The organism is Prosthecobacter algae (genome assembly GCF_039542385.1).
GTDB classification, from domain to species: Bacteria; Verrucomicrobiota; Verrucomicrobiia; order Verrucomicrobiales; family Verrucomicrobiaceae; genus Prosthecobacter; species Prosthecobacter algae.
Window position 1 is genome coordinate 163,004 of record NZ_BAABIA010000003.1, and the last position, 13,706, is coordinate 176,709.

Sequence of the window (13,706 nt, forward strand, 5' to 3'; positions counted from 1 at the left end):
GGCAGGCGGTCAATGACCACCTGCCTGCCGCAGAATGAGTTTAGAAGCTCAGAATTAGTTTCCGCTCACCGCAGGAAGCAGACCACTGGAAGGACCTGCATCCGTCGAAGCCTGGGAGCCCTGCATGTTTGGATTGATGGCCTGGCCAGCAGGGTCAATCAGCTTGGCCGTCACGAAGATCATGAGGTTACGCTTGAAGTGGTCTTCCACTTGGGACTTGAAGAGACGGCCCACGAAAGGCAGGTCACCCAGCACAGGGATCTTGTCTTCGACGTCCTGGACGTCTTCACGGATCAGGCCGCCGAGAACCACCGTCTGGCCATCCCAGATCGTGACTGCGGTCTGCACCTTACGGATGGAGAACACAGGCTGATTGATGATGTTCGGGGTAAGTTCCACACGGGTCGAAGGCAGGAAGCCGATGATGTTGCCGAAGACGTCAAGGATGGGGTTGCCACCAGCGACGCTGTAGATCGGGCTGCCGTAGTTCACGAAGCCATCGAATTCAGTCACTTCAGGAGCCAAGTTGAGGTCAATGGTGTAACCATCGGCACCAACGGTCGGATCCACTTCCATGCGCACACCCACAGGCTTCATTTCGAAGGCGGTTGGCGTGGTTGGAGTCACCGGGATGGCGCTGGAACCACCGCCATTGCCACCGTTGGTTGCACCGACGTTGGTCGGGATCTGCGGTGGATCGAACTCCGTCGGATAGATGAATTCGCGAATCACTTCGATGGTAGCACGCTGGCCAGCTTTGGTGGTCACGCTCGGGGCGCTCATGAGGTCAACGCCTTTGCGCTGGGACATGGCACGAATGACGAGAGCGAACTGAGGGTCAGTAAGGACACCTGCGACGCTGAACACGCCAGGAGCTTCAGGCACAGCGGAAAGACCGTTGATCTGGGCGTCGATGGCATTGCCGCTGATGGCGTTGCTGCCAGTGCGGAGGCTGCGAGTGACTGGGGAGATGGAACCCGTGGCGATCATGTTGGCGATGTTGCCAGGATAACCGATGGTTGAGGAATCGAGGCCGGAGTTGCCGTCGGAACCACCGCCGCCCTGAACGGCATTGCCTTCACCAATGGCACCCAGGAGCCAGTCGAAGCCGAGTTCATCGGTGTTCTTCTGGGAGACTTCGACAAACTTCGAAGTGATGTAGATCTGCTTCGGTCCCTGGGAACGGTTGGCGTCCACAAAGGCTTCGACGAGATCCAAGTTAGGCTGGGTGTTCTTGACGATGAGCTGGGAAGTCACCGGGTTGAAGACAGCGGAAGCGCCTTCTGGGAACTGAATGCCCTGGGACTTCAGGATGTCGATGGCGGTTGCACGCTGGATGAGGTTGGAAGCCGGAGCTGCACCACCACCACCTGCTGCGAATGGATCGGCAGATGCAGCAGGTGCTGCGGCTGCACCACCACTGCCACCGAGGCTGAGGAAGTCTGGATTCACCCGGTAGATGCGAGTGTATTGCTCAGCGGTGGTTTCAGAAACAGGAACGATGAGAACCGCGAAAGGCTCCACCTTGTATTTCATGCCAGCGAGTTCGGTGACATAACGAAGGGCTTCGACCATCGGCACGTCCTTGAGGTCAAGGCTGATGGAGGCGGTGACAGGAGCGTCGCCAGCCTTGAGGATGATGTTCACACCCTTCTTGGCTGGATCGGACTCATTGACGTCCAAGTCACGGCTCTTCACGCGAAGGAACTCCACGGCTTCTTCAATGCTAGCACCAGAGAACTGGACCTGCGGGAAGACGATTTCCTGCATCTTGCGAGTCAGGTAAACGGTGGGCTCGATGCCGCCAGTAGCGACAGGGTCGATGACCAGGCCACGAACCGGGGGTTTATATTCCCAGGCTTCGTTGACCATGTTCAGCATGCGGGCACGCTGATGATCGCGGGCGGTGTCGAAGTATTCGCCGCGCTTTTGTTCGACCTTCTCCATGCCACGACGGGCAGCGGAGTTGTAAGGATCGATACGAACAACGTCTTCGAACTGGAGAAGAGCCTTATCGTAGTCACCGATTTCAAGGGAGCTGTTGGCAAGCAGGAGACCTTTTTCCACCTTGCTGACGTTTTCGACGTGCTGAGGCGTGAGGGCTGGCGGCCAGCGGTCTGGATCAGACAAATGCTTGGCGAAGACTTTGGCACCTTTATGACCAGGAACCGCGAGCTGGGCTTCGTCGATCAACTTCTGGGCTGCGACATAGTCACCGATTTTGGCCTTTTCACGGGCGACGACGATGGCGCAATCAGCAAACTTGAGGTTGGCGAGGTCGCGCCAATCCTGAATGAAAGGAGCGTTTGGAAGCTGATCAAGGATGTCTTTGGCCGAGCGATACTGGGCAAGGGCCGCCTCATATTCTCCTTTGGCAAAAAGCTCATCACCCTTCTCCATGGCCTGACGTGCATCTTCGATTCTGGCCGCACGACGGGCGATTTCCCGTTCAGCGATACCAGGGACATTTGCACCACCCTCACCTGCGAAGGCGGGCATGGCTACCATGGGTGCTGCGAGAGCGACCATCAGGGCGATTTGTTTTTTCTTCATTCGGGAGGGATGCATCATAGAAGGGTGCGGTTTGTCAAAATTAACAATGAGCCGAGGTGTTTAGCAGGAATTGCTTCTGTCTGGCGAGATGTTTTTTGGTTGGGTTGAAAAAAAGTTAAGGTTTGGTCACAGTGATGGATTCGCCGCCGTCAACAGGCTGGATCACCGCGCTGGTCTCTTCGATTTCGAGCAAGCGGTAGGTGCTGCCAATGCCTGGAATCTGGAAGGTGTCGCCCTTTTTCACCGTCCGTGTCGGACGTTCACCGAGGATGAATTCGAATTCGGCCTCGTATTCGGCAAGGTTGGTTTCGCTGCCACGGACCAGGGTGAATTCCTTGTTAGAAGATTTGTCGAGCATGACCAGCTCTGACACATCTTTTTCGCCCACGGCAGGATCCGCCACCTTTTTGGGAGTGAAAGCTTTGACCTGGAAACGGACCACACCTTTATCGAAACCAAACTCTTCACCCGGGGAAACGAACTTGCTCACTTTCGGCTCAGGCGTCAGACGCTGAACCTGGAAGGGTGGCGAGCTACTGTTGAGCTTGATGACGTAATCAAAGGTGATGCGGCGCTTGAGGACCAGCTTGTCCGTGAAAGGAGGGTGGCTTTTGTCGTCGCGAGGATTGGTCTTTTTGTTGAACTCTTCCAGGTTGGAGAAGCCATCCGAGTCAGCATCCAAGTCACCCACGTTAGGGGAGAGGATGTTGGGCAGATCGTTAGAGACGAGGTAGGAGTTCGTCATCGGCGGGCGAAGCTGCGGATCTTCAAGCTGAAGATCGTAAAGCTGGTCGCCCTTTTTCACCAGAAGCACTGATTTGTTCAGCGGGACGGGCTTGCCTTTGATGACGGGAGAGATCCAAGTGGTCTTTTCCGTCAGAAGCTTGAGCGTCTGATTGATCAATGCCGTGGGTGGCTGGCCGGGGTCGTTTTTAGAACTGCCGGGGCGGCGCACCAAGCGCTCGCTGAAGCTCTGACTGGACCAGACAAGGTAACCCGCAACGCCCAGGGCGATCACCGCAGTGATGCCCAAGAGGACTTTTTCATAATTCCCATTCCTGTTCTGCATATGGCTAATTCAAAGTTGTGTCGTGATGACGGTTGATGTCTTCACCGGGTGCCAGTGCTGGCAGTTTGAGTATTCAAGAAATACACCAGATCGATTTCCATGAAGACCCGCAGCTTCTCATTACCGAGAACAGCGATGGCGTCTTCCACGGCTGGAACAGCGGCGGCAGGAGGAGCTTCCTTGCCATCACCTGCTGGCGGTGCCAGAGGAGCCGGAGCATCTGGATTGATCGTTGGCGGAGGCAGGATGTTAGTTTCAGCACGGAGAGGCCCGACCTGGCGTTCATTTTCGATGCGAAGAAGACGCACGACAGTGAAGTAAGGCATCTCCGAAGGGCTGGCGAGCTTGCTCATCAACATCTGAAGAGCCGCCTGGTCCAGCGTGAGCATGGCCCGTACCTGACGGCGCTCGGACAGCTTGGGGGCAGCGGCCGTACCAGGACGGGCCTGAGGGCCTTTTTTGGCGGCACCTGTGGCGGGTTTGGCAGCCTCAGCTTTTTCAGCATCCAACTCCGAACGCTCAATCATCTCCACCTGCTTGACGCCGACAGAGGCGAAGGCAGCGACGATCTGATCCACCGCATCCAAGTAACCGGAGAGGTCGGTCGCGATCTCGTTGGATTTCGGCAGTTCGCTTGTATAGCGATCGAAAGCCAAATTGTACACAGCAGGGAGGCCCATGCCGCGCTCAGCAGCCAGCTTGCGAGAATCCGCAATCTTGGTCTTCAGCTTGGCCTGAAACTCGGTGTCCGTGGTCGGCTTGGCCTGGGTCTCCGCCTGCATGGTGTTGAGCACCAGGGTAAGCTTGCTGGAGATATCGGTGAACTCCTTCACCTTGGCTTGCTTGATCTCCAGATTTTCGGGAGTAGGAGCCAAGACGGCGCTTTTCAGCGAGGCGAGGCTGTTATTGACCGTGTCAAACTGCTCCAGGGTGGTGCTGTAGCTTGAGTATGCGGAGAAGAGCATGTAGCCCAGACCTGCCGCGCCGGCTGCCGTGATGCCAAGAATGGCAGCAGGCAATTTGTTTTGTTGGATCCAACTCATCAGTTTGTGAATTTGATGGGCTGCTGAAGGGGCAGCTTGATGTTAAATTTGTAGGCGTAGCGGTCTTCTTCGACACCACTTTCGGCGCTCACGTAATTGGCGCGTTTTTCTTCGAACTTCTCTGCGGAGAAGTAGCTCATCTTGGCCAGGGCACTGGCGAAGCGATAGACAACCTGCTCACCCTCGTCGTTTTTACGATACAGGCCCTGGAGGCGGAGTTCGTAAACGGGCTTGCCAGGGACAGGCTTGATGTTGGAATCCACCGCGCTCTCTTCCTGCCCAAAGAGGGCCGGGGTGATGGGCTTGCCATCTTTCAGAGGCTCCACGACGGTGAGCCAGATGAGGTCGTTGTCGAAGGCGTTGTTGATGGCGTTGAGCATGCGCACCCAGTAGGCGCGGTCGCCAACAGCCTCGGCCAAGGGGGTGACCAGGGAGATGGACTGGGCGAGCAGGGCGTCCTGCTGCTTGATCTGATTGGTCAGCGCCATGAGCCGATTATTTTCCTGCTGCATGGTGGAGAGCTGCTCCTGGGTGACGCGCTCGGCATTCTGGAAATAAAGCATGCCAGCACCGAGGGCGGACCAGAGGCAGACGCCGGCGATGACGAGGGCAGGAGCGCGACGCTTGGCATCGCGGGCATTGGCCACGACTTCCGGCACCAGTTCAATTTCCGATGGGCAGCCACCAGCAGAGCGAAGGCCGAGGCCGACGAGCTCTGAAAGGAAAGGGGCGTCTGCGGCAGCCGCTTCGGCATTGACGCCGCGGTCCACCTGCACACCGCGCAGAGGATTGAAAATTTCCACCGGCAGCTTGAGCTTTTCCTCAAGGAACAGGGTCATGTTGCCTAGGAGAGCACCACCCCCGCAGACGAAGATGCGCTTCGGCTGGGAACCGCCCTGCTGGGTGCGGTAGTAATTGATGGTGCGCATGATCTCACCGTGGAGACGGGTGGCGGCATTGCGGATGACCTTGGAAAGGGCGGCAATAGCAGGATCGGAATGTTCCTCGACCGCGCCGCCCTGGGCGACGAAACCAACGGCGACTTTCTGCTGTTCGGCCTCGCCGAAGCTGATGCTGAATTCCTTGGCAATCGCGTTGGTGATGGCAGCGCCACCGACGAGAACGTTGCGGGTGAAGAAGCGGCCGTCTTCGACAAAAACAAGGTTGGTGGAGCGGGCACCGAGATCAATGATCACGGCAGGCTCATCCACATCCGGGTAGCTGTAGCGGAAGGCATTGAAGAGGGCAAGCGGCGCAAGGTCAACGCAGTTGGTCTTCAAACCAGCCTCAGCAACGGTGTCATTGGTCTCATTGAGGGAATCCGATTTGATGGCGACGATGATCACCTCGGTTTCACCCAATTCGGAGACGACTTCGTAGTCCCAGATGACCTCATTGATCGGGAAAGGTACGTTTTGGCGGGCCTCAAACTCGACGATCTGGTCCATGCGGTCGCCCTGGACAGGCGGCAGCTTGACGAAGCGCGAGAAGACAGTGTGGCCTGCGACGGCGTAGTTGACGGGGTTGCCTTTAAGCTTGAGACGGGAGGCAATTTCTTGCACGCCCACCTTGAGCTGGGGGATTCTCGAGGCGTCCACAGTTGGATCACCGCTCATGTCGAGAAACTCGTACTTTTTCAGCACAAGATCGCCCCCGGATTTGCTAAAAATGGCACCTGACAATCTCTGAGAGCCGAGATTCAGGACCGCTATGCTTTTGCTGTCTGCCATGCTGTTTGTTTCTAAAACGTGCCGTATGAGTGAGGAAAATGGCCGAGGCAGATTACTGCTTCTTGGCACTCACATCGTAGTCGCCCCAGAGGATGCCAAAGGGCGTTTCCGTCTTGGAGAGCATCACACCATCATTGATGGAAAGGTTGTCGGTTTTTTCCCACCAAGCAGTGCCGGTGACGCTGGAGTCTCCACCGACGCGCTGACCGGAGACGAGGATTTCATATCCCCAAGCCCGGATATCGGCGGAGGTAAAGCCGTCTTTCTGAAGCAGACGGCGCAGCGTGGCTGGCGTGACATAAGCCAAGGCATGGCAATCTTGCCCTTCAGGAATGTCCACATAGTTGAAGGTGCCTTTCACCACTTCATTTTTTCCATCTTTGGTCTGGGCATTGAGACCGATGTAAAAACTCACGGTCATGGACTCCAGGCTGGCATTGCGACCCGCCGAGGAAGGCAACTTGATCTTAAAAGGCATGTCCACTTCCAGCCAATCCTTTGGACGCCAGCGCTTTTCACCCACATTGCCCGCAGAGAACTGGGGTGTCTGGATGGGATTGATCGCAAGCTTGCCGCCATCCACTTTGACGGCTGGAGCCTGAGCGCTGGCTGCGCTGATACCGAACGCGAGGGTGGCGAGAGCAATGTAGATTTTCATCATGAGGGGGGAGGAAGGTGGCCCTTGGAGGCCCGCCGGAGAGGCGGTGTCACAATCGGGATTTTTTATTTTTATCCGCAAAGGGCCTCAGGCAGCAAGACACGATTTTCGGAAACGACGAAAAATTAGATCAAAAGGCACAAAATCTCGTCTCAAGCGTCTCAGAGATGACAAAGCCGGGGCTTTTGCATTGATGGAAAAGGCCTTGTGACGGGATTTCGGCCCCTACGATGTCCGTTTTTGACCTTATTTAGCGGCATTTTTGCCCGCCTGACGACTGCCCGTGCCCTTTGGCTGCTTTTTCAGGCTGTCGCCCAACTCTTCACGGACGGTCGCGGCATAGGCTTCCAGACGGGCGATCTGGTCTGGGTGGGCTGTGGCGACGTTTTTTGACTCGCCCAGGTCTGCATAGAGGTCATAGAGCTCCGGTGCCTGGACCTTTTCGGGGCGATATTTGACAGGCTTGCCCCCGGTGGCGGGGGCCTGATCTCCCAGGCTGCGGTAGGTGTGAGGAAAAATGATTTTCCACTGGCCGTCGCCGCTGGTGAGAGCCTGGAGCTCGTTTTGATGATAATAGAAGGCGTAGAAGTCGTGGGGGTTCTTCGCGCCGGAATCGCCAGTGATGAGGGGGAGGACGTTTTTGCCATCAATGGGGTGCGGTGGCAGTGCAGCCCCGAGCACGGAGGCCAGGGTGGGCAGGATGTCGAGGGTCATCATCATGGCATCGCTGGTGCTGCCTGCGGGGATGCGGGCGGGCCAGCGCATGATGCTGGTGACCCGGGTGCCGCCCTCCCAGACGGTGCCTTTGCCCTCACGGAGCAGGCCAGCGGAGCCTGCATGGTCGCCATAGCTGAGCCATGGGCCATTGTCCGAGGTGAAGATGATCCAGGTATTGTCCTTCAGGCCGTTTTTCTCCAGGGTTTCCATGATCTGGCCCATGGACCAGTCCACCTCCATCATCACATCGGCATAGAGGCCTTTGCCAGACTTGCCGTTAAACTTTTCACTCACGTAGAGGGGGACGTGGACCATGCTGTGAGCGAGGTAGAGAAAGAAGGGCTTGGCCTTATGACGCTCAATGAAGCTAACGGCACGCGTGGTGTAATCTGTGGTTAGGCGCGTCTGGTCCTCCGGTGTCACATCGGCATCCACGATGCGGTCATTTTCATACAGGGGCAGCTTGGGGTAGCTGCCGGGCTTGGCCTCGGGATGAAAGGGCCACATGTCATTGGAGTACGGCAGGCCGTAGTATTCATCGAAGCCATGACGAGTGGGCAGGAAGGGCGGCAGATGGCCCAGGTGCCATTTGCCGACGGCGGCGGTGGCATAGCCTTTTTGTTTGGCGACTTCGGCTAGGGTCATTTCCTGGGCAGCCAGGCCGTGGGTGGCCTTGGGCGAGAGGGCGCCGTGGATGCCGATGCGGTTTGGATAACAGCCGGTGAGCAGGCCTGCGCGGGAGGCGCTGCAGACGGGTTGGGGGACGTGAAAGTTGGTAAACTTACGCCCTTCCTGAGCTAGGCGGTCAATGTTAGGCGTGGGGTAGCCCTTGGCCCCGAAACAGCCGACATCGGCGTAGCCCATGTCATCCATGAAAATGACCACAACATTGGGCGAGTCTGCCGCCAGCAGCAGGGGGGTGAAACCGAGGACAAGGGAGACAATAAGGCGAAACATGGCCTGTGGGAACGTCGCCAGGAGGGAGACCTTGTCCTAAAAAAACTAAAAAGCCCGGCATTGCTGCCGGGCTTCACAAAGGAGTCAGAACCAGGGCTTAGGCCTTGGCGATGCTGGTGATCTTGCCGTGCTCGCTGTCCACCTTGACGTCTTTGCCGACGAGCTTCTCAGCGTCAGAAGCGCCTTTGGCGGAGGGGGTGAGGGTCAGCTTGGCTTCTTTGCCGTCTTTGCCTTCCACGACGACAGCCTTGGTGGCGGCGTCAAAGGACTTCAGCTTGCCTTCGTTGGTGACGACCTTGCCACAGCCTGCGTAGGCGGAGCCGAGTGCCAGGGAAACGATGGCGAGGGTAGCGAATGCTTTTTTCATGTTAGTTTCAGGATGCTTGTTGGATGTGAGCAACCGATTGCGTTGCTGTTCAGTAAACGATTGTTCATAAACTTCGTTTGCACACAAGCCTGATTTTTTCATGAAAACCCGCCTGACCGCCCTTGCCGCCTTCTTTTCCTGCCTGTCCGCCTGGGCGCATCCGGTGCCGGACATCCCGGTGCGGGCCTATTTCACCCAGGAAGGCAAGTGCACGCTGACGGTGGAGGTGGACCCGCGCTGCTTTACCGCAGACCCGAATGCCGCCCCATCCCTGATGCAGCCCATCCTACCAACCCTGAGCGAGGAGCGGGTGAAGGAACTGAAGACGAAGGCGCGAGATCTGGTGAAAAAGTACGTGGAGTTTCTTTTTGAGCCTACTGGGCCGGTGCAGCCGGACTTTCAGTTTGAGTTCACCGGCCATGACCGCGCCCCACTGGACAGTGAAGATGACATCGTGGTGCTGACCGGAACGTGGGACACGCAGGTGCCTGCTGGCAGCAAAGGGTGGCGCATCCGTGCCACCCAGGACACGCCGCTGGCGGTGGTCTTCCGCAATTACATCGCCGGGGTGGAGCACCCGAAGTTCTCCGTGCTGTTTCCTGGAGAGACCAGTTTCCCGTTTGATCTGAACGCGCCTGCCCAGCCGCTGCAGCACATCGTCTTTGGCTCCTGCTTGGACCTGACGGAACACCCGATGCTGGATCGCACGCTGACGCTGCCGATGGATCTTTTCCTGTTCATGGGCGACAACATCTATGCCGACACTGAGGATATGGCCAAGATGCGGGCCAAGTATGTGGCGCTGGGCCAGAGCCCCTTTTTCCAGGGGCTGCGGGCCAAGACCCCGGTGCTGGCCACCTGGGATGACCATGACTTTGGGGCCAATGACGGCGGGGCCGACTACCCGATGAGGAAGGAATCGCAGAAGGAATTTCTCGACTGGCTGAATGAACCCAGCGGCTCCCCATTGCGGAAGCAGGAAGGCATCTATCAGGCACGCACCTTTGGCCCAGAAGGCAAGCGCACGCAGGTGATCCTGCTGGACACACGCTACTTTCGCAGCCCGCTGAAGCGTGTGCCGAAGGACCAGGCCACGAACGGTGGCAGTGCGGTGCCCACGGATGACCTCAGCACCACCGTGCTGGGAGAGGCCCAGTGGGCTTGGCTGAAAGGGGTGCTGGAACAACCGGCGGAACTGCGACTGATCGTCTCCAGCATCCAATTTGCTGCGGCGGCGAGCGGCAGCGAAAGCTGGGCGAACTTTCCCCATGAACAGCGGCGGCTGGTGAAGCTGATCGCAGACAGCAAGGCCCGCGGGGTGCTCTTCCTCAGCGGGGACCGCCACTGGTGCGAGATGTCGGCCCTCACCCAGGCCGTCCCCTACCCTCTCTATGATTTTACGGCGAGTTCCATGACGCAGGTTCATAAGCGCGGCACCCCCACGCCCAATGCCAACCGCGTGCTGCCCAAGACTTTCCACCAGCCGAATGTGGGCACGCTGGACATTGACTGGGCGGTGAGCGACCCCACTCTGAAACTGCGCATTCTGGATGCCGAGGGAGCGACGCAGATCGAGAAAACCTTGCACTTGGGCGAGTTGCAGCCGTAATCCCACCCGCGCCCGCAGCCGTGCGCCAACAGCCTTTTTAATCATCCCAATCTATGAGCAAAACCATTGCCTTTGTCGGAGTCGGACGCATGGGAGCCAACATGGCCCGTCGTCTGAAAGAATGCGGTTACAGCGTGACCGCCGTGTATGACAGCCATCGTCCCATCGCGGTTGCCCTGGCCGAAGAGCTGGGCTGCGCCGCACCCGAAAAACTGGCGGAGGTGACGGCCGCAGCGGAAGTGATCTTCACGGTGGTGACAAATGACGAATCCATGCGCGGCATCTTTTTCGCCCCCGGCGACAACCTGCTGAATGACGCGGCTAACAAGGTATTCATCAACTGCGCCACCGTCTCCCCGGGCATTCACCGCCAGGTGTATGAAGCAGCCAAGGCCATCGGCGCGCACAGCCTGGAAGCCAGCATGGCCTCCAGCATCAGCCATGCGCGTGAGGGCAAGCTGTACCTCATGCTGGCAGGTGATGAAGCCACCTACAATGAGGTGCTGCCCATCCTGGAACAGATGAGTGTGAACCGCCGTTTCATCGGCGGACCCGGCCGGGCTGCGGAAGTGAAGGCGCTGGTGAACATGGTGATGAACATCAACACCGCCGGCCTGGCTGAGGGCCTGGGCCTCGCTGCGGCCTTGGGGCATGATCTCGACATGATCCGCGAAGTCTTCAGCCAGACCGGGGCCAACAGCCGCGTGCTGGAGACGGACAGCGGTGACATGGTGGCCCGTGAGCACGACTGCTGGTTCTCCGCCGAGCATGCAGCCAAGGACAGCGGCATCGCTGGCAGCATGGCCGAAAGCGTCGGCCTCAATCTGCCACTGAATCTGGCCACCATCTCCCAGTATCAGAAGATGGTCAGCCTGGGCCTGGGCGGACTGGACAAATCTGGCATCGCGGAACTGACCTTCAAAGGACGGCACGCCTAACAGATAATCACACAAAAAAATCCCATGGCCTTGCGGTCATGGGATTTTTTTGGTTAGGCCTTGGGCTCAACCGAGTTCAGCGACCGCTTCATCAAAGGCTTCGGCCAGGACGGCGAGGCCTTCTTCCAGAGCTTCCTGAGGAATGGTGAGCGGCGGGCAGATTTTGACAGTCTGGCCCCAGGCACCCACAGGGGCGAAGAACAGCAGGCCTTTCTGGTAGCAGAGTTCGATGACACGGTGGGCCAGATCGTGGTCCGGCTGCTTGGTGCCGCGCTTCACGGTCTGGAGACCGGCGACGAGGCCAGCACCAGTGACGTTACCGATGACTTCGGGATGCTTGGCCTGGATGGCCAGGCAGCCTGCCAGCAGCACAGTGCCCATGCGGGCCGCATTGCCAGTTAGGTCTTCATCCAGCAGCTTGCGGATGTTGGCGAGGGCGGCGGCGCAGCAAACAGGGTTGCCCGAGTGAGTGCTGGTCATGGAACCTGGAGGGAACTGGTCCATGATGTCCGGGCGACCAATGACGGCGGCCAGCGGCAGGGAGGAAGAGATGCCCTTACCGCAGCAAATGAGATCCGGAACCACACCGTAATGCTCGAAGGCCCAGAACTTGCCCGTGCGGCCAAAGCCAGACTGCACTTCGTCGAAGGTCAGGACGACTTCGTGCTCGGTGCACCAGGCGCGGAGCTTCTCAATGTATTCCACAGGAGCAAAGTCGGGACCGACGCCCTGATAGCTTTCCATGATGACCCCGGCGATCTGGGAGGGCTTCATGCCGCTCTTTTCGACCGCCTGCAAGAAGCCGTCGAAGCTGCTGTCGCCTTCCCAATAACCATCCGGGAACGGCACATTGATGATGGCGGGGTCCATGTTGACGATCCAGGTCTTCTGGCCCGACATGCCGCCTGCCTGCTGGGAGGCCAGCGTGCGGCCATGGTAGCCACGATCAAAACCGATGATGCCGATCTTCTCACGACCGCCGACCGAAATGCCATGGGCGCGGCTGAGCTTGATGGCGCACTCCGTAGCCTCGCTGCCGGTGCTGAGCAGGAAAACTTTTTTCAGCGGATCCGGAGAAACACTGGCAATGAGCTCGCACAGTTCAGGGCGCTCCTCGCTCGGGAAAACGTAGTTGTGGATGAGACCGCTATTGACCTGATCAATGATGGCCTGACGGACTTCCGGCACGCCGTGGCCACAATTCGTCACCAGCACGCCACTGCTCCAGTCGAGCCAGCGATTGCCATACTTGTCGAAAACGAAGATGTCTTCAGCACGGTCCCAAACGATGGGCGGCATGCCGCGCATGGACAGGGGTTCATACTTGCGACTCCGCTCGATGTGCTGAATGGATTCTGGATGAGGGACCGGGGTGCAGATCGTGCGGAACTTCGTCGCGACATGCGGAACGGTCTTTGGAGTGGTGTCGTATTCTTTGCCCATGTGAAATCGGTTGGTGAGGACAACGTTGACATTGTCGAGCATCCTACAGGGGGCTACGCGCAAACTCGCGCATGTGGGTATTTTTGTGACAGCCCCCTCAAAATGCCGTCTTAATAGACCCACGTCATAAAGGTATCAGTGCGTGCCAAGTGCTCCTGAATCCCTTGTAGAATCAAGGATTTTCGATGTTGTATCGCGGCTGGAGAAAGCCATCCGGATTGTCTGGCCAGTGCGCACCGTCCTCAATCCATTCATGCAGCGCGCCGATATCATCATCGGTTAGGGTGATGTCCAGACGCGGCATGATGAGCGGGTGCGTGCCCTCGCGCATGACCGCTGCCAGCAGCAGGCTGGCTTCGGGATCTCCGGGGACAATGAAGGCACGGTCACGCTTGCGCGGGGCATAGGCGGCGCTGCGCTGGACCAGGGAGAGGCCTGCCGGAGGATGCGCCCCCTGATGGCAACGCAAGCACTGCGTCTCCAGGATCGGCTTGACGTAAGTGACGAAATAATCGCGGCCTGCCAGGGCCTCCACCGGATCTTCGGGGGCCACCGAAGGTTTGCTGGCGCAAGCAGCGAGCAACAGGGCAAGGGCGCAAACGGGAGCGAGGTATTTCATCGG

General features: G+C 58.2%; 11 protein-coding genes. 2 read left to right on the forward strand and 9 right to left on the reverse strand.

All coding sequences use genetic code 11. The features are described 5' to 3' along the window. Nucleotides 1–54: 54 nt before the first annotated feature. From ABEB25_RS07570 to ABEB25_RS07600, 7 genes are all read right to left on the reverse strand, one after another. Nucleotides 55–2,553: an Amuc_1098 family type IV pilus outer membrane protein gene (locus ABEB25_RS07570; RefSeq protein ID WP_345735787.1), complete on the reverse strand. Its 2,499-nt coding sequence runs from the start codon at nucleotides 2,551–2,553 to the stop codon at nucleotides 55–57. 115 nt (nucleotides 2,554–2,668) lie between these two features. Then, nucleotides 2,669–3,622: an Amuc_1099 family pilus-like system protein gene (locus ABEB25_RS07575; protein WP_345735788.1), complete on the reverse strand. Its 954-nt coding sequence runs from the start codon at nucleotides 3,620–3,622 to the stop codon at nucleotides 2,669–2,671. A gap of 41 nt (nucleotides 3,623–3,663) precedes the next feature. Next, nucleotides 3,664–4,665 (reverse strand): Amuc_1100 family pilus-like protein, encoded by a 1,002-nt coding sequence (locus ABEB25_RS07580; protein WP_345735789.1) that lies wholly within the window; start codon nucleotides 4,663–4,665, stop codon nucleotides 3,664–3,666. Next, nucleotides 4,665–6,395 carry an Amuc_1101 family PilM-like pilus complex protein gene (gene mul2B, locus ABEB25_RS07585; RefSeq protein ID WP_345735790.1) on the reverse strand — a complete coding sequence of 577 codons (1,731 nt, stop codon included), beginning with the start codon at nucleotides 6,393–6,395 and terminating at the stop codon, nucleotides 4,665–4,667. Before mul2B ends, ABEB25_RS07580 begins: the two co-directional genes overlap by 1 nt. A 52-nt stretch (nucleotides 6,396–6,447) precedes the next feature. Continuing rightward, nucleotides 6,448–7,056 carry an Amuc_1102 family pilus-like protein gene (locus ABEB25_RS07590; RefSeq protein WP_345735791.1) on the reverse strand — a complete coding sequence of 203 codons (609 nt, stop codon included), beginning with the start codon at nucleotides 7,054–7,056 and terminating at the stop codon, nucleotides 6,448–6,450. A gap of 243 nt (nucleotides 7,057–7,299) precedes the next feature. After that, nucleotides 7,300–8,727 carry a sulfatase family protein gene (locus tag ABEB25_RS07595; RefSeq protein ID WP_345735792.1) on the reverse strand — a complete coding sequence of 476 codons (1,428 nt, stop codon included), beginning with the start codon at nucleotides 8,725–8,727 and terminating at the stop codon, nucleotides 7,300–7,302. Between the two features lie 97 nt (nucleotides 8,728–8,824). Then, nucleotides 8,825–9,094: a hypothetical protein gene (locus tag ABEB25_RS07600; RefSeq protein ID WP_345735793.1), complete on the reverse strand. Its 270-nt coding sequence runs from the start codon at nucleotides 9,092–9,094 to the stop codon at nucleotides 8,825–8,827. A gap of 100 nt (nucleotides 9,095–9,194) precedes the next feature. Between ABEB25_RS07600 and ABEB25_RS07605 the strand changes: the two genes are divergently transcribed. Both ABEB25_RS07605 and ABEB25_RS07610 read left to right on the forward strand, forming a co-directional pair. After that, a complete protein-coding gene (locus ABEB25_RS07605; protein ID WP_345735794.1) occupies nucleotides 9,195–10,703 on the forward strand; it encodes an alkaline phosphatase D family protein in 1,509 nt (502 codons plus the stop codon). Between the two features lie 53 nt (nucleotides 10,704–10,756). Then, nucleotides 10,757–11,641 (forward strand): NAD(P)-dependent oxidoreductase, encoded by an 885-nt coding sequence (locus ABEB25_RS07610; protein WP_345735795.1) that lies wholly within the window; start codon nucleotides 10,757–10,759, stop codon nucleotides 11,639–11,641. 66 nt (nucleotides 11,642–11,707) lie between these two features. On the opposite strand, the gene ABEB25_RS07615 is transcribed toward ABEB25_RS07610, so the two are convergent. Both ABEB25_RS07615 and ABEB25_RS07620 read right to left on the reverse strand, forming a co-directional pair. Continuing rightward, nucleotides 11,708–13,126, reverse strand: a complete 1,419-nt coding sequence (locus tag ABEB25_RS07615) for an aspartate aminotransferase family protein (protein WP_345735796.1) — start codon at nucleotides 13,124–13,126, stop codon at nucleotides 11,708–11,710. Between the two features lie 130 nt (nucleotides 13,127–13,256). Then, nucleotides 13,257–13,703, reverse strand: a complete 447-nt coding sequence (locus ABEB25_RS07620) for a c-type cytochrome domain-containing protein (protein ID WP_345735797.1) — start codon at nucleotides 13,701–13,703, stop codon at nucleotides 13,257–13,259. Nucleotides 13,704–13,706 lie beyond the last annotated feature (3 nt).